Annotated in this window: 23 protein-coding genes and 2 tRNA genes; 24 read left to right on the forward strand and 1 reads right to left on the reverse strand. The window is 36.7% G+C overall.

Translation table 11 applies throughout. The features are described from left to right. Positions 1-18: 18 nt before the first annotated feature. The 24 genes from rnmV (at position 19) to J7Q84_RS16745 (ending at position 19,784) form a co-directional block, all read left to right on the forward strand. Positions 19-597 carry a ribonuclease M5 gene (gene rnmV / locus J7Q84_RS16630; RefSeq protein WP_209096164.1) on the forward strand — a complete coding sequence of 193 codons (579 nt, stop codon included), beginning with the start codon at positions 19-21 and terminating at the stop codon, positions 595-597. Next, entirely contained in the window at positions 575-1,453 is an 879-nt protein-coding gene (rsmA, locus tag J7Q84_RS16635; protein ID WP_209096166.1) for a 16S rRNA (adenine(1518)-N(6)/adenine(1519)-N(6))-dimethyltransferase RsmA, read from the forward strand. The genes rnmV and rsmA overlap by 23 nt, the downstream gene beginning before the upstream one ends. A gap of 157 nt (positions 1,454-1,610) precedes the next feature. Beyond that, positions 1,611-2,486, forward strand: coding sequence for a sporulation peptidase YabG (gene yabG / locus J7Q84_RS16640; RefSeq protein ID WP_209096168.1), 876 nt, complete (start codon positions 1,611-1,613; stop codon positions 2,484-2,486). 204 nt (positions 2,487-2,690) lie between these two features. Beyond that, positions 2,691-2,963, forward strand: coding sequence for a biofilm formation stimulator Veg (gene veg, locus J7Q84_RS16645; protein WP_209096170.1), 273 nt, complete (start codon positions 2,691-2,693; stop codon positions 2,961-2,963). A gap of 79 nt (positions 2,964-3,042) precedes the next feature. Next, on the forward strand, positions 3,043-3,225 hold the full coding sequence (locus J7Q84_RS16650) for a small, acid-soluble spore protein, alpha/beta type (protein WP_209096172.1): 183 nt from the start codon (positions 3,043-3,045) through the stop codon (positions 3,223-3,225). A 308-nt stretch (positions 3,226-3,533) separates the two neighbouring features. Then, positions 3,534-4,403: a 4-(cytidine 5'-diphospho)-2-C-methyl-D-erythritol kinase gene (ispE, locus tag J7Q84_RS16655; protein ID WP_209096174.1), complete on the forward strand. Its 870-nt coding sequence runs from the start codon at positions 3,534-3,536 to the stop codon at positions 4,401-4,403. A gap of 54 nt (positions 4,404-4,457) precedes the next feature. After that, positions 4,458-5,309: a pur operon repressor gene (gene purR, locus J7Q84_RS16660; protein ID WP_209096176.1), complete on the forward strand. Its 852-nt coding sequence runs from the start codon at positions 4,458-4,460 to the stop codon at positions 5,307-5,309. Positions 5,310-5,395: 86 nt separating this feature from the next. Beyond that, a complete protein-coding gene (locus J7Q84_RS16665; protein ID WP_209096179.1) occupies positions 5,396-5,767 on the forward strand; it encodes a RidA family protein in 372 nt (123 codons plus the stop codon). 151 nt (positions 5,768-5,918) lie between these two features. Further along, entirely contained in the window at positions 5,919-6,212 is a 294-nt protein-coding gene (spoVG, locus tag J7Q84_RS16670) for a septation regulator SpoVG (protein WP_209096181.1), read from the forward strand. Between the two features lie 246 nt (positions 6,213-6,458). Continuing rightward, a complete protein-coding gene (gene glmU, locus J7Q84_RS16675; protein ID WP_209096183.1) occupies positions 6,459-7,838 on the forward strand; it encodes a bifunctional UDP-N-acetylglucosamine diphosphorylase/glucosamine-1-phosphate N-acetyltransferase GlmU in 1,380 nt (459 codons plus the stop codon). A gap of 18 nt (positions 7,839-7,856) precedes the next feature. Then, positions 7,857-8,810, forward strand: coding sequence for a ribose-phosphate diphosphokinase (locus J7Q84_RS16680; protein ID WP_209096185.1), 954 nt, complete (start codon positions 7,857-7,859; stop codon positions 8,808-8,810). Positions 8,811-8,883: 73 nt separating this feature from the next. Next, positions 8,884-9,447 carry an aminoacyl-tRNA hydrolase gene (gene pth, locus J7Q84_RS16685; RefSeq protein ID WP_209096187.1) on the forward strand — a complete coding sequence of 188 codons (564 nt, stop codon included), beginning with the start codon at positions 8,884-8,886 and terminating at the stop codon, positions 9,445-9,447. Between the two features lie 72 nt (positions 9,448-9,519). Then, a complete protein-coding gene (locus tag J7Q84_RS16690) occupies positions 9,520-9,744 on the forward strand; it encodes an anti-sigma-F factor Fin (RefSeq protein WP_209096189.1) in 225 nt (74 codons plus the stop codon). Positions 9,745-9,823: 79 nt separating this feature from the next. Further along, on the forward strand, positions 9,824-13,354 hold the full coding sequence (gene mfd / locus J7Q84_RS16695; protein ID WP_209096191.1) for a transcription-repair coupling factor: 3,531 nt from the start codon (positions 9,824-9,826) through the stop codon (positions 13,352-13,354). A gap of 151 nt (positions 13,355-13,505) precedes the next feature. Beyond that, positions 13,506-14,042 (forward strand): stage V sporulation protein T, encoded by a 537-nt coding sequence (spoVT, locus tag J7Q84_RS16700; protein ID WP_209096193.1) that lies wholly within the window; start codon positions 13,506-13,508, stop codon positions 14,040-14,042. A gap of 152 nt (positions 14,043-14,194) precedes the next feature. Then, a complete protein-coding gene (locus J7Q84_RS16705; RefSeq protein WP_209096195.1) occupies positions 14,195-15,790 on the forward strand; it encodes a putative polysaccharide biosynthesis protein in 1,596 nt (531 codons plus the stop codon). Positions 15,791-15,804: 14 nt separating this feature from the next. Then, entirely contained in the window at positions 15,805-17,268 is a 1,464-nt protein-coding gene (gene yabN, locus J7Q84_RS16710; RefSeq protein ID WP_209096197.1) for a bifunctional methyltransferase/pyrophosphohydrolase YabN, read from the forward strand. 14 nt (positions 17,269-17,282) lie between these two features. Next, positions 17,283-17,555, forward strand: coding sequence for an RNA-binding S4 domain-containing protein (locus tag J7Q84_RS16715; RefSeq protein WP_209096199.1), 273 nt, complete (start codon positions 17,283-17,285; stop codon positions 17,553-17,555). A gap of 53 nt (positions 17,556-17,608) precedes the next feature. After that, on the forward strand, positions 17,609-17,914 hold the full coding sequence (yabP, locus tag J7Q84_RS16720) for a sporulation protein YabP (RefSeq protein WP_209096201.1): 306 nt from the start codon (positions 17,609-17,611) through the stop codon (positions 17,912-17,914). Then, positions 17,911-18,561 (forward strand): spore cortex biosynthesis protein YabQ, encoded by a 651-nt coding sequence (gene yabQ, locus J7Q84_RS16725; RefSeq protein WP_209096203.1) that lies wholly within the window; start codon positions 17,911-17,913, stop codon positions 18,559-18,561. Before yabP ends, yabQ begins: the two co-directional genes overlap by 4 nt. Then, positions 18,558-18,926, forward strand: a complete 369-nt coding sequence (locus J7Q84_RS16730; RefSeq protein WP_209096205.1) for an FtsB family cell division protein — start codon at positions 18,558-18,560, stop codon at positions 18,924-18,926. Before yabQ ends, J7Q84_RS16730 begins: the two co-directional genes overlap by 4 nt. Before the next feature lie 89 nt (positions 18,927-19,015). Next, a complete protein-coding gene (locus J7Q84_RS16735; RefSeq protein ID WP_209096207.1) occupies positions 19,016-19,471 on the forward strand; it encodes a S1 domain-containing RNA-binding protein in 456 nt (151 codons plus the stop codon). Between the two features lie 160 nt (positions 19,472-19,631). Then, positions 19,632-19,705 (forward strand) — tRNA-Met (locus J7Q84_RS16740). A gap of 7 nt (positions 19,706-19,712) precedes the next feature. After that, positions 19,713-19,784: transfer RNA gene (locus tag J7Q84_RS16745), tRNA-Glu, on the forward strand. A gap of 111 nt (positions 19,785-19,895) precedes the next feature. On the opposite strand, the gene arcA is transcribed toward J7Q84_RS16745, so the two are convergent. Further along, on the reverse strand, positions 19,896-21,128 hold the full coding sequence (gene arcA / locus J7Q84_RS16750; protein ID WP_209096209.1) for an arginine deiminase: 1,233 nt from the start codon (positions 21,126-21,128) through the stop codon (positions 19,896-19,898). Between the last annotated feature and the right edge of the window lie 451 nt (positions 21,129-21,579).

The following is a 21,579-nucleotide window of genomic DNA, read 5'->3' on the forward strand; positions in this document are numbered from 1 at the left end:
TTTCTATTGGAGGATTACATGAAAATTAAAGAAATTATTGTAGTAGAAGGTAAAGATGATACGACTGCTATCAAGAGAGCAGTAAATGCAGATACAATCGAAACAAATGGTTCAGCAGTAGATAATGCTGTAATTGACAGAATCCGCTTAGCACAACAAACAAGAGGAGTTATTATTTTTACGGACCCAGATTATCCTGGAGAGCGAATTCGCAAGATTATTTCTGAAAAAGTGCCAGGGTGTAAGCATGCTTTTTTGCCGAAAGAGGAAGCATTAGCAAAGAGAAATAAAGGTGTAGGAATTGAGCATGCTTCAAATGAGTCTATACGGCGAGCTTTAGGGACAGTTAAACAGGAAATGGCAGAATACAAAGGTGAGGTCACGTGGGAGGACTTAGTTGATGCCGGTTTAATTGGTGGAGATAAAGCAAAAGACAGAAGAGAGCGTCTTGGTAAAATTCTAAAAATTGGTTATACAAATGGAAAGCAGTTATATAAAAGAATTCAAATGTTTCAAATTTCGAAAGAGACTTTTGGTAAAGCAATTATTCAAGTATTACAGGAGGAAAAGAAAAATGAAAGACATTGCAACTCCTAATCGGACAAAAAATATATTGGAAAAATATGGTTTTTCTTTTAAGAAAAGCCTAGGGCAAAACTTCTTGATTGATACCAATATTTTGAATCGTATTGTTGATTTTGCAGATATGCAGGAAGGAACGGGAGCAATTGAGATTGGACCCGGTATTGGGGCATTGACAGAACAGCTTGCAAAGCGAGCAAAGAAGGTTGTGGCATTTGAAATTGATCAAAGACTGTTACCTATCTTAAATGAGACATTGGCGCCCTATGAAAATGTTAGGATAGTACATAAAGATGTACTCAAGGCAGATATTCAAGGAATAATTCATGAGGAATTTGAAGAAAAACAGGACTTAATGGTAGTGGCAAATTTGCCTTACTATGTAACTACGCCTATTTTATTTAAATTATTAGAAGATCGCTTGCCGATTAGGGGAATCGTTGTAATGCTACAAAAAGAAGTAGCGGACCGTATTGCAGCGAAGCCTGGCACTAAGGATTATGGTTCTTTATCCATTGCTATTCAGTACTATACAGAGGCTGAAACGGTGATGGTTGTTCCTCGTACGGTATTCGTTCCACAACCGAATGTGGATTCTGCGGTTATTCGTCTTACGAAGCGGATGAAACCTATAGTAGAAGTTAAGGATGAAGATTTCTTTTTTGAAGTAGTACGGTCGAGCTTCGCTCAACGTCGTAAAACATTGATAAATAATCTAACCAATAATTTAAACAGTTTTCCAAAAGATAAGGCATTAATTGAGCAGGTATTACTTTCAGTGGGAATTGATGCAAAGCGAAGAGGTGAAACGTTAACTATCCAAGAATTTGCAAAGTTAAGCGATGCACTATTCGAAAAAAAACAGGCGTAAACAAAGGCGTTCCAATTTTGGAGCGCCTTTGTGTGTTGTTTTTCTATTCGTTGTTACAAGCACTCTTTTTTACTTTTTTCATAGGCTAGATAAAGAATATGTATGCTTATAGTCCTTCTTTCTCTTTCATACGATTATAAGCTTGGAGGGAAAAAGAGTGGAGGTAAAGGTTGGAGATTTAGTTGAAAGAAAGTCTTATAAACGGGATTTGCTTTTTCGTGTGACAGAACTTAAGGAAGATAACGGTGTGAAAATCGCTGTGTTATTTGGAGAAGAATTTCGACTTGTAGCAGATGCTCCAATTGATGATTTGGTTAAAGTAAACCAACGTGAGTATAGTGAGAGAGCTACTCAAGAAAAAGATAAATTAGAAAAAACATACAGATTATTTCAGCAAGATTATCATTTAATTAAACAGAGAAATGAATATTACTCTACAGGAGGATATACAAATGAAGTGTCTTATTTTCAAATGCCTGGAAGAGTATTACATTTAGATGGAGATTCATTGTACTTACGGAAGTGTTTAGATTTATATGAGAAGATTGGAGTTCCTGTTCAAGGAATTCATTGTAAAGAAACTGAGATGCACGAACGAATCGGTGAGCTTCTAGATCAATTTCGCCCGGATATTTTAGTTATTACAGGTCACGATGCTTACACAAAAGCAAAAGGAAAAGCAGCAGATTTGCGTGCTTATCGAAACTCTCGTTATTTTGTGCAAGCTGTAAGAGAGGCAAGGAAAAAATATCCGTCGCTTGACCATCTTGTTATATTTGCAGGGGCGTGTCAATCCCATTTTGAAGCAATAATACGAGCTGGTGCTAATTTTGCAAGTTCTCCCTCACGCATTAATATCCATGCACTAGACCCAGTATATGTAGTGGCTAAAATAAGTTTTACTTCTTTTATGGAAAGAGTAAATGTATGGGATGTAGTACGAAATACTATCACTGGTGAAAGAGGCTTAGGTGGTATAGAAACAAAAGGAATACTGCGTACAGGATTGCCGTTTCAACATTACCAAGAATAAGCAAGGCAGGTTCTCGCCTTGCTTAATTTGTATATAGATACATAATTTCCAATAATATGTACAGAATAAATGAGGAAGGTAAATTGTGTGCAGTAGGAATAATAGGATTGAAAACTTCTTTTTTATGAATAGGGAGTTATATATACTGCTAAGCAAAGGTTTTTGGTACAAAATGACCATAAATTTACAGCGAGGTGTTAACGTATGGCGAAGCAATTAACAGAGATAAAAAGTGAATTAGACGAACAACTGGGCAAGAGACTGACACTAAAAGCAAACAGCGGCAGAAGAAAAACAGTAGAAAGGTCTGGTGTGTTAGCTGAAACATATCCCTCTGTATTTGTAGTGCAATTGGACCAACAAGAAAACGCATTTGAACGTGTATCTTTCAGTTATGCTGATATTTTAACTGAGACAGTTGAATTAACCTTTATGGATGACCAAAGCAATGGTTTAGCATGGGGAGTCCAATTGTAAATTACATATTTTACTAAACAGAATATAGGTAAATCTTCGTATACTAAGATTACCGCGGCAAAGAAGGAGGTTGCTTATCATGAGCAGACGCAAAGGTGTAATGTCCGAACACTTTAAAGAAGAGCTTGCTAAAGAGCTTGGGTTTTATGATGTTGTTCAAAAGGAAGGTTGGGGCGGCATACGTGCAAAAGATGCAGGAAACATGGTAAAGCGTGCAATTCAAATAGCTGAGCAACAGCTTGCGGGAAAAAGTAATCAATAGCTGTAATTATGATTGCTTGTCAATGTCGTGGTAATAAAGTCGGGGTAAAACAGCCTCGGCTTTTTCTGTTTTTTTATTGTTATAGGGAAACAAGAGTTTTATAAAGTAAAATGGCCGTCAGCGAAAATTCTTTCTCTACTGCTAGAAGCCTATTTATGGGAGGTTTTTAGGTGTCTTACTGTCTGTTAAGTCAACCTAATTACCCCAGCCTTTTTCATTCGCTGTAATTTGCTATATAATAAAATAGTTATTTTTTTAATTCATGGTAAAATATTCACAAGAGATTGACTATAGAGTAGGTGAAAAGATTGAAGCTGCTAGTGAAAGCACCAGCTAAAATTAATTTATCATTAGATGTATTACGAAAGCGAGAAGATGGCTATCATGAAGTGAAAATGATCATGACCACAATTGATCTAGCCGATCGATTAGAATTGAAGGAACTAGAGGAAGATAGAATAGAAATTTTGTCTCATAATCGGTATGTTCCGGATGACCAGAGAAACCTGGCTTATCAAGCAGCTTATTTATTGAAGGAACGTTTTCAAGTGAAAAAAGGAGTGTCTATTACGATTGAAAAGGCTATTCCAGTAGCAGCGGGGTTGGCTGGGGGGAGCAGTGATGCTGCTGCAACACTGAGAGGGTTAAATAAGCTTTGGAAGCTCGGATTAACTGCTGATGAATTAGCAGGATTAGGAGCAGAAATTGGTTCAGATGTTTCTTTTTGCGTGTATGGAGGAACTGCTATTGCTACGGGAAGAGGAGAAAAAATTGAACATATTTCTGCACCACCCCCATGTTGGGTTATTTTAGCTAAGCCGCAAATTGGAGTATCTACTGCCGAAGTATATCGTAATTTAAGAGTAGATGCTGTTACACATCCAAATGTTGAAGAGATGATTCGTTATATCAAAAGTGGAGAATATGAGGGGATTTGCAACTCGGTTGGCAATGTATTAGAAGAAGTCACCTTTCGCATGCACCCGGAAGTCGCTCATATTAAGGAGCAAATGAAACGGTTTGGTGCAGATGCCGTGCTTATGAGCGGCAGTGGACCGACAGTATTTGGATTGGTTCACCATGATTCTCGTATGCATCGTATTTATAATGGGTTAAAAGGATTCTGTGATCAAGTATATGCGGTTAGAATGTTAGGAGAACGAGAAAAACTTGAATAAAAACGTATAATAAGGTATTATTTATTTAGAATATTCGTGATTTGAGGTGAGAGTATGAAAATTAGGCGGAGTACACGACTTGTTGATATGACATATTATTTGTTACAAAATCCTCGTCGTTTAGTTTCTCTCACTTTCTTTGCTGACCGGTATCAATCTGCAAAGTCCTCGATTAGTGAAGATTTAGTCATCATTAAACAGACATTTGAGCAGCAAGGAGCAGGTACGTTACAAACAGTACCGGGAGCAGCAGGAGGAGTGAAGTACATACCGTACATGAACGAAATAGAAGCAAATACATTAATTGATGATCTTTGTGATTTGCTGTCCAACCCGGATCGGCTTCTCCCTGGCGGTTATCTATATATGACCGATCTGTTAAGTAACCCACATTATATTAATGGAGCAGGGCGGTTATTTGCTTCTTTATTTGCAAAAGAAAATGTAGATGTAGTAATGACGGTGGCAACAAAGGGGATTCCTCTTGCATATGCAGTAGCCAATTATTTAGGTGTGCCAGTTGTAGTGGCGCGCAAGGATAACAAAGTTACAGAAGGCTCCACAGTCAGCATTAATTATGTATCGGGATCTTCTAAACGCATTCAAGCGATGACATTAGCGAAACGTAGCCTGCAAGAAGGTGCAAATGTACTGATTATTGATGATTTTATGAAAGCAGGGGGAACGATTCAAGGCATGGTAAGCATGCTTGAAGAGTTCCAAGCAACTGTTGTTGGTATCGGAGTATTAATAGAATCTGAAGACATTGAAGAACGTTTAGTTGAAGAATATGTTTCACTTGTTCGTCTCTCTGAAGTAAATATAAAAGAGAAACGGATTGAAGTAGAAAAAGGAAATTACTCTCTTCATGCACTGCAAGAAGAGGTATTAATAGTGGAAGAGTAGAAAAGATGAAGCTGTACGCTTTATCTTTTTTCGAATAACGTTAGATTCCTTGAGTTAAAAAAGTGATAAGAAAGGTGAGATGAATAATGAAAGTGGTTTCTACAAAAGCCGCACCGCAAGCAATTGGACCATATTCACAGGGGATAGTCGTAAATGGTATGTTTTACAGCTCCGGCCAGATTCCATTAAAGGCTGACGGAACTCTTGTAACAGGAGATGTACAAGAACAAACACATCAAGTATTCCGAAACTTGCAGGCTGTATTGGAAGAAGCAGGTGCATCATTTGAAACCGTAGTAAAAACAACAGTATTTTTAAAAGATATGAATGATTTTGATGATGTTAACGGGATATATAGTCAATATTTTTCTGAACATAAGCCTGCTCGTTCGTGTGTACAAGTGGCTAAACTGCCTAAGGATGTGGCGGTTGAAATCGAAGTAATTGCTTTAGTATGAGTAAAATAACTTAATAAACTTCCATCTTTTAGACAAATAATTCAATATTTTTTATTAATTTTAAATTTTTTTGAAAAATTGAAGGAAAATGGACGCCACTGTGGAAATTATAATTATATCGCTGATTCAGGAAAAAGGTGGTGAACATAAGATGGAAGTGACTGACGTAAGATTACGCCGCGTAAACACAGAAGGCCGTATGAGAGCGATTGCTTCAATTACATTAGATCATGAATTTGTAGTTCATGATATTCGTGTTATTGATGGCAATAATGGATTGTTTGTCGCAATGCCAAGCAAACGGACTCCGGATGGAGAATTCCGTGACATTGCTCATCCAATTAATTCGTCTACTCGTGGTAAAATCCAAGATGCGGTTTTAGCCGAGTATCACCGTTTAGGTGAACTGGAAGAGGTTGAATTTGAAGAAGCAGGAGCTTCGTAAAAATATGATAAAGACAATTTGGTAACTACCAAACCTTAGGGATAGGCGGCTACCTTATTGAACTTCCAAAGGTAGGGAACGAATAATATTAAAAAATTATTATTTTCTCACCTTTAAAAAAGAACCTATTTATGCAATAGGTTCTTTTTTGTGGTAAAATTTTATAGTTGACGTTCATTTGTTGAAATACAAGGAATTTTAATATAATATTCATAATGGAATAATAGGTTGCGATGGAGGGTTTATATGTCTAATCGATATGCAGTTATTTTAGCAGCAGGACAAGGTACGCGAATGAAGTCCAAGCTGTATAAAGTATTGCACCCGGTGTGCGGCAAGCCTATGGTACAGCATGTTGTAGACCAAGTTTCTGAATTAGGTTTACAGAAGCTGATTACTGTTGTGGGACACGGTGCTGAGCAAGTGAAGCAACAACTCAAAAACAAAAGTGAATTTGCTCTTCAAGAAGAGCAGTTAGGGACCGCACATGCAGTAATGCAATCTGTGCCGTTTCTTGCGCAAGAACAGGGAACGACTTTGGTTGTTTGTGGTGATACGCCTTTAATTACAACACAGACAATGGAAGAATTGCTAAAGCACCATGAACAAACAGGAGCAAAGACGACGGTATTAACTGCTTATACAGAAGAGCCTGCTGGCTATGGACGCATAGTTCGTAATAGTGAAGGCCGTGTAGAGCGGATTGTCGAACATAAAGATGCGAACCAAGAAGAACTAACAATAAAAGAAATTAATACAGGGACGTATTGCTTTGATAATCAAGCGTTGTTTGAAGCCCTTTCTAAAGTTTCTAATGAAAATGCACAAGGAGAGTATTATCTTCCAGATGTAATTGAAATTTTGAAGAACCAGGGTGCTGTTGTTTCCGCTTATCAAACGAGCAATTTTGATGAAACATTAGGAGTTAATGACAGAGTTGCTTTATCGCAGGCGGAAGCTATTATGAGAAAACGCATTAATCATAAACATATGGTCAATGGTGTGACAATTATCGATCCAGCAAATACTTATATTTCAGCAGATACGGTTATTGGAAACGACACGATTATTTATCCGGGCACAGTAATTGAAGGTACGACTTCTATCGGCTCCGATTGTATTATCGGACCGCATACTGAAATGAAAAACAGTCAAGTAGGAAACAATACAATTATTCGACAATCTACTGTTCACGAAAGTAAAGTAGGAGATGGTGTTGCAATTGGGCCATTTGCACATATTCGTCCAGATTCTACTATCGGTCATGAAGTGCGGATTGGGAACTTTGTAGAGGTTAAGCAGTCTGTATTTGGAAATGAAAGTAAGGCTTCTCACTTAAGCTATATTGGTAATGCAGAAATAGGAGAGCGTGTGAATTTAGGCTGTGGCTCTATTACTGTCAATTACGACGGGAAAAATAAATTTAAAACTGTAGTAGAGGACGATGCGTTCATAGGTTGTAACTCCAATCTGATTGCACCTGTAACAGTTGGGAAAAATGCTTATGTAGCAGCTGGTTCTACTGTTACTCATGATGTTCCTGCAGAGGCATTGTCTGTTGCTAGAGCAAGGCAAGTAAATAAAGAGGGTTATGTTGCACAATTAAAGCAAAAGAAAAATTTTTAAAGTGGAGGATTAATCTAGATGCCTACTCAATATTTTGATTCAAACTTGAAAGTGTTTACACTAAACTCAAATAAAACGGTAGCAGAGGAAATTGCAAAGCATATCGGTGTAGAGTTAGGAAAATGTGATGTTACTCGTTTCAGTGACGGTGAAATCCAAATCAATATTGAAGAAAGTATCCGTGGTTGTGATGTATTTGTCATCCAATCTACAAGCTATCCGGTAAATGAGCATATTATGGAGTTATTAATCATGATTGATGCTCTGAAGCGTGCGTCTGCAAAGACGATTAATATTGTAATGCCGTACTATGGCTATGCTCGCCAAGATCGTAAAGCACGTTCACGTGAACCGATTACGGCAAAGCTTGTAGCAAACCTATTAGAAACAGCGGGTGCTACTCGTGTTATTACTCTAGATTTGCATGCTCCACAAATTCAAGGATTTTTTGATATCCCAATTGATCATTTAATGGGTGTACCTATTTTGGCGGATTATTTTGGTAAGAAAAACCTAAAAGATATCGTGATTGTGTCACCTGACCATGGTGGAGTAACAAGAGCGAGAAAAATGGCAGATCGCTTAAAAGCGCCAATTGCAATTATCGATAAGCGACGCCCGCGTCCGAACGTGGCTGAGGTTATGAACATCGTAGGTAATATTGAGGGAAGAACGGCGATTCTAATTGATGACATCATTGATACAGCAGGAACTATCACACTTGCTGCAAATGCTCTAGTAGAAAATGGTGCGTCAGAAGTATATGCATGCTGTACACATCCAGTACTTTCTGGACCAGCAATTGAGCGTATTCAAAATTCTAAGATTAAAGAGTTGGTTGTAACGAACTCCATCGCTTTACCAGAAGAAAAGAAAATAGATAAAATTGAAGAGTTATCCGTTGCTCCATTAATCGGAGAAGCAATTATCCGTATTTATGAAGAACAATCTGTAAGTACTCTTTTTGATTGATAAGATAGGAAAAGACGTAGCCCTAACAATGGTTACGTCTTTTCTGCAATGAAATAAAGAAAGTAGGGAAAAAATGAAGCTCATAGTAGGACTTGGGAACCCTGGAAGAGAATATGCATTAACAAGACATAATATCGGTTTTATAGCAGTCGATGAGCTGGCACATCGATGGGGTATTTCGCTCAATCAAGAAAAGTTTAAAGGTTTGTATGGTTCAGGAGTAATCAACGGGGAAAAAGTTATTTTATTGAAGCCTCTTACATATATGAACCTTTCCGGTGAGTGTATTCGCCCGCTGATGGATTATTATAAAATTGATATAGAGGACCTTGTGGTCATTTATGATGATTTAGATTTACCAGTTGGAAGACTTCGTTTACGCATGAAAGGCAGTGCTGGAGGGCATAACGGAATTAAGTCCATGATAGCCCATTTAGGCACGCAAGAGTTTAATCGTATTCGCATCGGAATTGACAGGCCAAAGAACGGCATGAAAGTACCGGATTATGTACTTGGACGTTTTGTTGAAGAAGAAAAAATGGATGTGGTACAATCTATCAAAAAAAGTGCTGATGCATGTGAAGAATGGTTGAAAACGCCATTTCTGCAAGTCATGAATAAATTTAATGGCGTATAAAAGAGTATTGAATATTTTAGATTTATTTCATCCATAATAGTGGTAATAGAGACAGCCTTTAGGAGGAACTATATGAGCGCTCATTATTACTGTCGGCATTGTGGACATGAGATAGGCTCTATCAAACATCAATATTCTGTATCGTTTGTATTGGGGCAGCTGTCAGAAGAGGAACAGCTGCAAATGACTCATTTCCATGAAGACGGGGATTTGTATGTGCAAGCGATATGTGAAGGGTGTCAGCAAACACTGGAGCAATATCCTCAATATCATCAATACAATACTTTTATACAGTAAAATATAGGCTTTGGCTTGTCCAAAGCGTTTTTCTATTTAAATATATTGACCTGCTCTTTACTTGAGGGGAGTTTTGAAAATGATAGGCTTATTAGAAAGTTTTTATGCTAACAAAGAGATCAATTCTGTTATTACAGGATTGGAAGAAGGGTTAAAAGAGCAACTTGTATCAGGGATGGCAGCATCTTCTCGTTCTTTAATGATGGCAGCACTGTATAAAAAAACTAACCGCAGTCAGCTAATCATTACTCATAATTTGTATCAGGCACAAAAGATATATGAAGACTTAAGTTCTCTCTTAAATGAAGATGAGGTGTGGTTATATCCGGTAAATGAACTGATTGCTTCTGAAATCGGGGTAGCAAGCCCAGAGCTGAAAGCGCAAAGGCTGGAGGTACTGAATTATTTATGTGAGAATAAAAAAGGGATTATTATAGCACCTGCAGCAGGGTTGAGGAGGTTTTTGCCTGCAAAAGATGTATGGGCACGGCACCAAATATCATTTGCAGTTGGAGATGAAATAGATCTAGAACGTATGCTGTTAGAATTAAACCATATGGGCTATGAAAGAAAATCCATGGTGGAGACACCTGGAGATTTTAGCTTGCGCGGGGGTATTGTTGATATTTATCCATTGACAGAAGAATTGCCCATTCGGGTTGAATTGTTTGATACAGAAGTAGATTCTATTCGGACTTTTACAATCGAGGACCAACGTTCGCAAGGAAAGATAGAGTCTGTTGCAATAGGTCCAGCAACAGAGTTTATTTTAACCCATGATCAAAAGCAACAAGGGATTCAAAAGCTTGAAGAAGGATTGGCTGATACTTTAAGAAGTATAAAAGATGAAAAAATAAAAACCAGTATGGCAGAAAATATAGGCTATGAGGTAGAACGTTTAAAAAACAATCAAACGATAGAGCAGCTTTTTAAATATATGTCTCTGTTCTACGAAAAGCCTGCTAGTCTAATAGATTATCTTCCTCAAGATGGAGTGATTGTATTAGATGAAGTATCTCGTGTGCAAGAAACTATCGAGCACTTAGAGAACGAAGAAGCCGAGTGGTATATAGCATTGTTAGCAGAGGGAGAAATCATTCGTAATCTGCATTTTTCTCATGATTTTCAAAAACTGATACAGAAGACGCAACGGAGTTTTGTGTATTTAAATTTATTTTTAAGGCATATTCCCCATACCCATCCTCAAAATATTGTAAATGTAATGTGTAAAACCATGCAGGATTTTCACGGGCAAATGCATGTATTTAAAAGTGAAATTGAGCGATGGAAGAAAAGTAAAGCTACAGTCGTTTTACTTGGGGCGAATGAAGAGAGAGCGAAAAAAATTGAGCATATTTTAGCAGATTATGATATTGAAGCTGATCCAGTTGTAAGTTCTGATATGCTGCTGCCCGGACGAGTACAAATCATGATAGGAGATTTAAATACCGGATTTGAGCTTCCGATGCAGAAATTGGCAGTAATAACAGAAAAAGAGCTATTCAAGAAAAAAGTAAAGAAAACACAGCGTAAACAAAAGTTATCGAATGCTGAACGAATTAAAAACTACTCTGAACTAAAAGTTGGAGATTATGTTGTCCATGTTAATCATGGAATAGGTAAATTTCTTGGCATCGAAACCCTAGTCATTAATGGAGTGCATAAAGACTATTTACACCTTAAATATCAAGGTAATGATAAATTATATGTACCCGTTGAACAGATAGATCAAGTTCAAAAATATGTAGGTTCCGAAGGGAAGGAACCGAAAATTTATAAGCTTGGCGGTACGGATTGGAAGAGAGTAAAAAATAAAGTAGAGAGCTCGGTTCAAAATATTGCCGATGACTTAATTAAACTGTATGCAGAACGTGAAGCATCCAAGGGATATGCATTTATGCCGGATGGACTGGAACAGAGTGAGTTTGAATCATCTTTCCCATATCAAGAGACAGAGGATCAGTTACGTTCTATTACAGAAATTAAAAAAGATATGGAACGTGAACGCCCGATGGATCGTCTTCTTTGTGGTGATGTAGGATACGGGAAAACAGAAGTAGCGATTCGAGCTGCTTTTAAAGCTATAATGGATGGAAAGCAGGTTGCTATTTTAGTACCTACTACAATTTTAGCTCAACAGCATTATGAAACGATTCGAGAGCGTTTTCAAGATTATCCTATCAATATCGGTTTACTAAGCCGGTTCCGTACAAGGAAACAGCAAACAGAAACCATTAAAGGGTTAAAAGAGGGTACAGTAGACATAGTAATTGGCACACATCGAGTTCTTTCTAAAGATATCATATTTAAAGATTTAGGATTGCTGATTATTGATGAGGAGCAGCGCTTTGGTGTTACACATAAAGAGAAAATTAAGCAAATGAAAGCGAATATAGATGTGCTGACATTAACTGCTACACCGATTCCTAGAACACTTCATATGTCAATGCTTGGTGTACGAGATTTATCCGTTATAGAAACTCCTCCTGAAAACCGATTCCCTGTACAAACTTATGTTGTAGAATACAATCCGGGTCTTATTCGTGAGGCGATTGAAAGAGAATTGGCGCGGGATGGACAAATTTACTTCTTATATAATCGAGTAGAAGATATTGAACGAAAAGCAGAAGAAATTTCTATGTTAGTACCCGATGCTCGTGTAACTTTTGCCCATGGAAAGATGAATGAGGGTGAGTTAGAATCTGTTATGCTTTCTTTTTTAGAAGGGCAGTACGATGTATTAGTAAGTACAACAATTATCGAAACAGGAGTAGATATTCCGAATGTAAACACACTTATTGTATTTGATGCTGACCGTATGGGGCTATCACAATTATATCAGCTGCGGGGACGTGTAGGCCGTTCAAATCGTGTGGCATATGCTTACTTTACTTATAAACGTGATAAAGTATTGTCCGAAGTAGCAGAGAAGCGTTTGCAAGCGATTAAAGAATTTACAGAGCTAGGATCTGGATTTAAGATTGCAATGCGTGATTTATCTATTCGTGGTGCTGGAAACTTATTAGGAGCAGAACAACATGGCTTTATTGATTCGGTTGGCTTTGATTTATATTCTCAAATGTTGAAAGAGGCAATTGAGGTTCGAAAAGGCACACTTTCTGAAGAAGATCGTTTTAATATTGAGATTGATTTAGAAGTAGATGCTTATCTCCCAGATGAGTATATCTCGGACAGCAAGCAGAAAATTATGATGTATAAACAGTTCAAAGGCGTATCTACAATCGAAGATATTGAGGAATTACAAGAGGAAATGATAGACCGTTTTGGTGAGTACCCGCAAGAAGTAGGGTATTTATTACAGATTACAAACTTAAAGGCATTAGCCAAAGAAGAAAAAATTGAAAGTGTAAAACAGGTAAAGCAGGAAGTGATCTTTTTGTTTTCTGAGAAAGCAAGTAAAAATATCGATGGCGGAAAGCTGTTCATGCTTGGAAATAGTTTCGGCCGGATAGTTCGTCTTGGCATGGAAGGCGCAAAGTTGAAAATTGTATTGGAGGTAAAAGGACTGGAAACCTCCAAATGGCTTACGATTGCAGAAAACCTATTAAAAGGTTTGAAAGATGTAAAAAAAGAAATTGTGAATGCTTAAGAAGCCTGAAAGAAAAAATCATATTCGACGTGTATAGAACCATTAATGTGTAAGATACTATGCTTAACAGTTGGTGATTTTTACAAACAAAGGATAACTTAGAGAAAATCACCACATTTTCATCATCAGTAGAAAGCGAGGCAGCACAAGAATGAAAGCAACTGGAATAGTACGTCGAATTGATGATTTAGGCAGAGTAGTTATTCCGAAAGAAATTCGCAGAACTCTTCGTATCCGTGAAGGAGATCCTCTTGAGATTTTTGTTGATAGGGATGGAGAAGTTATTCTGAAGAAGTATTCCCCCATTAGCGAGCTTAGTGATTTTGCCAAAGAATATGCTGATGCTTTATATGATAGTCTAGGACATAACGTATTAATCTGTGACCGTGATTCCATTATTGCTGTGTCAGGTGTTTCAAAAAAGGAGTATTTAAATAAAAACATCGGTGATTTAGTGGAAAAAGCAATGGAAGACCGAAATTCTGTAGTCATGACAGACGAAAGTGAAATTTCTATTATTGACGGTATTCCAGAAAAAGTAACTTCCTATACAATTGGTCCTATTGTTGCGAATGGGGATCCAATAGGCGCTGTTATTATATTCTCAAAAGAAAGAATCATTGGTGATGTCGAGCATAAAGCAGTTGATACTGCTGCCAGCTTCTTGGCAAGACAAATGGAACAATAATTTTAACTGGGGTAGCTGTATGGCTACCTTTTTTGTATTTTATGGATATAGATATTATTGTAATACAATTTTTTAATACCTGAACCTCCCTCTTTTGCTGATAGTGATATGATATAATACGAATCGTGAGCAAAGAAAGAAGGAGTTGTTATATGGAAGCGAAGAAGGATAGTGCTTTCTGGAGAGGAGCCATTATATTAACTGCAGCGAGTATTATTGTAAAAATACTTAGTGCATTCTACCGCATTCCTTATCAAAATATTGTAGGAGATGTTGGATTTTATATATATCAGCAAGTTTATCCGTTTTATGGAATTTGTCTAATATTATCAGTGTATGGATTCCCTATTATTATTTCTAAAATGATAGCGGAGCATAGAGAAAAAGGAGAGTATACGCAAGCAAATGAAGTGATATTTGTATCGTTTTGGTTTCTCACGATATTGGGATGCATCGCCTTTCTTAGTTTATACCTGGGTGCCCCTTTTATTGCAGGAGCTATGGGTGATTCTGGGCTGGTTAAATTGTTACGGATGGTTTCTTTTTCATATTTATTTATGCCGTTTATATCAGTAGTTCGAGGGTATTTTCAAGGGTTAGAAGAGATGCTTCCAACGGCTATTTCTCAGATTATCGAACAATCTGTTCGAGTTATTGTTATTGTTTCAGTTTCTATACTCTTTGTTTCACAAGGCTTTGACCTGTATGATGTAGGCACTGGCGCTGTATTTGGTGCTGTTGCTGGCGCAGTTGGCAGCATCATTGTCTTGGCCTTTTTTATGAGGCCTCACATGCAGGCGACGTTATTAAGAAGATGGAAAAATGCATTTGCAAAGCGAACGATTGTAAAGGTTGTATTTTGGCAAGGAATTTTTATATGTATTACCAATTTGGTGCTGATTCTAATTCAGCTTATCGATTCTGTTTCATTATATAGTTTCCTTTTACAAGCAGGAGAGAATGCTCACGAAGCTAAAGTGATAAAAGGGGTTTATGACAGGGCAATTCCGCTTATGCAGCTCGGTACCATAGTTGCTACTTCATTTTCTTTGTCATTGATCCCTATAATTACTACTGCCATTCAGCGGAAAAACGGGAGTTTTATTAAAGAAAAAGTTAATTTAGCTATGAAAATTACGTTGGTTATAGGATTAGCGGCTACGGCTGGATTAGTCTGTATTGTACGTCCTGTTAATATCATGTTATTTGAGAATGCTGATGGATCAAATGTAATTGCAATTCTTGCATTATCTATAGTATTTAGTGCGATATCTATTACCACTGCTTCTATTCTGCAAGGAATGGGTAAAATGCTTGAGCCTGCTTTTTTTGTTATAGGAGGAATATTTGTGAAATATGGGGGTAATGCCTTGTTAATTCCTTTTATGGGCATTAAGGGTGCCGCTATTGCAACGGTTTTAGCTCTTGCAATCATAGCATTAGTGAATAGTGTATATTTGTATAGTGTATTAGGAGATACAATAGTAAAAAGAAAAAATGTTCGTCATATTATTATATGTAATTTTCTTATGGTAGCAGCATTATTATTGTATATAAAAGCAGTTGAAGGTATCTTTATAGTAGAATCTTTCAGCCGCAGCATATTTGCTGTAGAGGCATTAACATCTGTTATAGTTGGAGGAATAGTATATTTGTTTTTTATTTTTAAGTTAAATGTATTCACTGAAGAAGAACTAGGTAACGTATTTAAAAATAAAAGAATAAATGCATTTCTTAAAAAGATTTAGAAAGGAAGTGACCTATGTCTCATATTACAATTGTAGGGCTGGGTGCCGGTGAAGCAGAGCAGCTTACACTTGGGGTATACCGAAAACTGAAGAGAGCTGAGCGTTTATTTTTACGTACAAAAGAGCATCCGGTTGTAAAAAATTTAGAGGAAGAGGGGATTTCGTACACATCGTTTGATGATGTGTACGAATCTCATGATACGTTTGAAAAAGTATATGAAAGCATTGTAGATATCTTGATGCAAGAAAGCAAAAAACATGATGTTGTATATGGAGTACCAGGGCATCCGTTAGTAGCAGAGCGTACTGTACAGCTTTTATTGCAAAGAGGAGAAGCGAATGGAATTACGGTATCTGTAGAAGGGGGACAAAGCTTCCTTGACCCGATGTTTGCGAGTTTGCGCATAGATCCTATTGAAGGGTTTCAGCTTGTAGACGCTACATCATTTCAAAAAGAACAATTGAATTTTCGACAGCATATAATATTGTGTCAAGTGTATGATGCCTTTATTGCTTCTGAGGTAAAGCTTACACTAATGGAAAATCTTCCTGATAATTATGAAGTGTACATAGTAACAGCAGCTGGAACATCGTTTGAAAATATAAAGCAAGTACCGCTTCATTTATTGGATCATGAAACAGAGTTAAATAATTTAACAAGTGTGTATGTACCGCCTGTTCAAGAGGAGAAGCTATTATACCATCAATTTGAAACGCTGCGTCATGTTATTGCGGAGCTAAGAGGACCGAATGGATGTCCTTGGGACAAGGAGCAAACGCATCAAAGTTTAAAGAAGTATTTAATAGAAGAAGCATACGAGTTGCTTGAGGCGATTGATGAAGAAGATGATGATCATATTGTAGAAGAGCTTGGTGACGTGTTGCTGCAGGTGATGCTTCATGCTCAAATTGGAGAAGATGATGGCTGGTTCTCTATTGACGATATCATTCGTACACTCACAGAAAAGATGATCCGTCGTCATCCTCATGTGTTTGGGACGATTTCAGTAGAAGGTTCTGATGAAGTACTGGCTAATTGGGAAGATATCAAAAAGAAAGAAAAAGGAAATGTAAAAGAATCTGTGTTATCTGGCGTTTCTAAAGGCTTACCAGGACTATTAAAAGCATATGAGCTTCAAAAAAAAGCTGCAAAAGTAGGGTTTGATTGGGATGATATTCATCCAATGCTTGAAAAAGTAGGAGAAGAATGGCAAGAATTTAAAGAAGAGATTCAAAATAATCAAATTGATGAAGCAAAAGTAATAGCTGAATTTGGAGATATTTTATTTGCGCTTGTCAATATAGCTCGTTTTTATAACATTGATCCAGAAGAAGCAGTTAATAAAACAAATACGAAATTTATCAATCGTTTTCTCTATATAGAATCGAAAGTACATGAGTCAAATCGTGATATAAAAACCTACACGCTTGAAGAACTAGATGTGTTGTGGGAAGAAGCAAAACGTAATGGTGTTTAATAGGAGGGGTAGATATGAGACTAGATAAATTTTTAAAAGTATCTCGTTTAATTAAAAGAAGAACATTAGCGAAAGAAGTGGCAGACCAAGGGAGAATTTCTATCAACGGTCAAATTGCTAAAGCGAGCGCCACTGTAAAATCAGGAGATGAGTTATCGATTCGTTTTGGTCAAAAAATTGTAACGGTAAAGATTAACGAATTAAAAGAAACAGCAAGAAAAGAAGATGCAACGGATATGTATACAGTCATAAAAGAAGAAAAGATAGAAGCTGAAAGCTTGTTCTAATTGCATTTATCCCTTCATACAATGTTAACAGTAATGAGTATGGAGGGATCAGAATGAACAAAGGATACCAAGTAACTTCTTCAAATACAAACCCAGTGGCTGATCAAGATGTGATTTTACGTGGGAGACGTATGCTGGATATTTCTGGGGTAAAACAAGTAGAAAGTTTTGATAATGAAGAGTTTTTGTTAGAAACAGTGATGGGGTTTTTAACAATTCGTGGACAGAACTTGCAAATGAAGAATTTAGATGTAGAAAAAGGCATCGTATCAATTAAAGGGAAGATTTATGAAATTGCTTATTTAGATGAACAGCAATCGGAGAAAGCTAAAGGACTCTTTAGCAAGTTATTTAAATGAGCTTGACTGTTCAGTTTTATACTATGCTTTCAATGATTGGTATGGGAGCTTGGGTAGGAGTTGCACTTGACACATATCAGCGTTTTTTAAAGCGATCCACGCGAAAGAAGTGGATTGTTTTTATTCATGATATTTTATTTTGGATTGTCCAAGCTCTTATTGTTTTTTATACTTTATTGCTTATGAATGAAGCTGAACTTCGGTTTTATGTATTCATTGCGTTAGCATGCGGATTTGCAGCTTATCAGAGTTTATTAAAAGCTTGGTATATTCGGATATTGGAACGAATTATCTATATTTGTATCCAAACGTATCTATTTTTAGCTAAGCTGGTAAAGGTTTTAATTATTAGGCCTATTCTGTTTTTAGTACAGGTGATCGTTGCTATCCTGTTATTTTTAATTAAATTCATACAAAAGATTTGTTTCTTCATATTTAAAATATTGAAGAAGATAAGCTTCATTCTATTCAAGATAGTAGCCATACCATTGCAATTTATTGGGCACCTTTTATGGAAAATACTACCTGTTAATGTTAAAATTTTTATTAGAAAATATGCAGGTATTTTGCAAAAAACAGCGAAACTCAAAGAGACTGCACAAAAATGGTGGCAAAAGATTAAAAAGTTAGGGGGACCTCGAAAATGAGGGAACTAAGGAAGTCATATATTCCAAGTGGACAGTACGATCGAAATGACCAAAATCAGCATACAATACAATCAGGTCAAGATCGAAATAAACGTCTTGTTCGAAGATTAGCCGTTTTCTTGGTGTTTACCCTTACCATTGTTGTCAGCTTGAACGTTACATTTTATAAGCAAGAAGCAGAAATCACTGCTAAGAAACATGAGAGAATGAAATTGCAAAAAGAGTTAACGTCACTAAAGACTGATGAACAAAAGTTAAAGGATGAAATAAAAAAATTAAATGATGACGATTATATCGCGAAGATAGCGCGTCGGGATTATTTTTTTTCAAAGCCAGGAGAGATAATTTTTCCTATTTCTAAGTAACCGAAGTTTTGTTGACACTATATTTTAGTATTATATATAATGAAGAAAAAATTTGATTTTTTCACAATTTAAGGAGGAGCATTTTTTTTATGTCAATCGAGGTAGGCAGCAAGGTACAGGGAAAGGTAACAGGTATTACTAATTTTGGAGCTTTCGTGGAGCTGCCAGAAGGATTAACTGGTCTTGTTCATATCAGCGAAGTAGCAGACAACTATGTAAAGGACATCAATGACCACTTAAAGGTCGGCGACATGGTAGAAGTAAAGGTCATTAATGTTGAAAAAGATGGTAAGATCGGTTTATCTATTAAAAAAGCAAAAGAACGTGAAGGAAGAGAAAAAGAGCAAAGAGAGCAAAGAGAGCAACGTCCTCAACGCCCTCAACGCCAAAATCGCTCGTCCAATTTTAATCGTGAAAATCGTGTACCAAAGGAATCGTTTGAACAGAAAATGAACCGTTTTTTGAAAGATAGTGAAGATCGTTTAGCTTCTCTAAAACGTCAGACTGAATCTAAGCGTGGAGGACGCGGCGCTCGACGCGGATAACTTGCTGTTTCCTGATATAATGATAACATTTTTTATCGAAAAGCACTCGGTGTATGCTGAGTGTTTTTTGATGAAAAAATATTGGTGAAAAAAATCCTGAAAAACAATTGACATCAAATCTGTTTATAGGTATTATAGTAATTGTCCGTTAAATGGATATGGCGGTGTAGCTCAGCTGGCTAGAGCGTACGGTTCATACCCGTGAGGTCGGGGGTTCGATCCCCTCCGCCGCTATTTTAACGGCCCGTTGGTCAAGCGGTTAAGACACCGCCCTTTCACGGCGGTAACACGGGTTCGAATCCCGTACGGGTCATCAAAAAAGACTAAACCTTTTTAGGTTTAGTCTTTTTTTTATCTTAGAAAGATGTTTGATATGCTTACCATCAGTGGAGAGAAAAAGATATTTAATAATGGAAGTTTGCGACTATAGTATTTCTCTGTTCAAAGGCATGGTCATACACCGAGGACCACCGCGTCCTCGTGCCAACTCAGAGCTTAATACTTCAATGACTTCAACCCCATAAGAACGAAGAAGTTTATTGGAAACATAGTTTCGGTCGTATGCAACTACAACTCCTGGCGCAATAGCTAATGTATTTGAACCGTCATTCCATTGCTCACGAGCTGCCGCAATAGGGTCCCCGCCACCACATGGAATAAGAGTTAAGTCTTTGATTTTTAATGCCTCTTTTAATGTGTCAAGAAGTTTTGTTCGTTTTTCAATGCGAAAATATTCCCTACTGTCATTTCTATGAAGAATGTATATATTAATTTCACCATCCTTATTCAAAATACTTGGATGAACAGTAAATTTATCATGATCAATCATGGTGAGTACTGTGTCTAGATGCATAAAGCTGCGATGCTTGGGAAGGTCTACTGCTAATATTTTATTAAATGTATTTTCTGCTCGAAATAGGTTGGTGGCAAAAGCTTCTATTGCGTGAGGGGTTGTGCGTTCTGAAATTCCGACTGCAATAGTAGTATCATTTAAAATCAGTTGGTCCCCGCCTTCTATACTGAAGGGATTATTACGTTCAAACCACAAAGGCGGAATGGATGAGGAAAAACGAGGGTGATATTTGACAATATATTGTATAAATATAGATTCTCTTTGTCTTGCTTTTTTATTCATTTTATTTATGGAAATTCCATTACCAATGGCAGCGGCAGGATCGCGAGTAAAATAGAGGTTTGGCATGGGATCTAAATAAAAAGGGTAGGAGTCTTCTAACATTTCATACAAGTGTATAGTATGATGTTTGTTGATTTCATTTTTCCTTACACCTGACATCATCTTTTCAATCATTGCTTCTGTTGAGAGCGTCAAAAGGTATTCTTTTAACTGTTCGAGGACATGGAGTGAAAATGTTCCGCTTTCCTGCAAGAATTCATTTACAAACTGTACTTTTATTTGATGAGTTTTCAGAATATCTATTAAGAGATTTTCTACATATAAAGTTTCAATGCCCCGTGAGCAGAGCAGAGAGGAAAAGTAATCATGTTCTTTTTGCATAGCTGGTAAATAAGGAATATCATCAAATAGTAATTTTGCTAAATAGTCAGGTGTTAAGTTTTCTACCTCCATACCGGGTCTTTTAAGTAACACTGTGTTGAGTACACCTATTTCCGAATAGATCTGTAATGCATTTGGCATAGATAACCACCTTTCTTTATTGCTTGTTACTGGATAATCATCTTGTTTACATTTCCGCGATGTAATTAAGGGAAACTCCCCCATTAAGTTTTGACTTGTTTACTTAATAATCAAAGAGTACAGAACGTTATGCAAAGGGTTACTTCATTGTATGGGTTTTTTATAGATTTTCTCCTAAGACTGTAAAAAATTGATTTGATGTTATATATATTTATAAAATATGACCATGATTTTTTTATTATAAAATCATGACGGTAAAAATTTTCTTGAAAACTACAAAATAATATAAATATTCAGAAAATTTAAAGTTGCAGACACAAGATTATTATTTTTTTATGTATTGTTATAGGGGGATTTAGTATATACAGTCGAACGATTTTTAATTTTCGCTTTGATGTTTTGACAAGATTTCCCTTGCTCCTCCCTTATAATTACAATCAATAACATATGC

This window comes from Bacillus sp. 165 (assembly GCF_017742235.1).
In the GTDB taxonomy this organism is placed as follows: Bacteria; Bacillota; Bacilli; order Bacillales; family Bacillaceae_G; genus JAGHKQ01.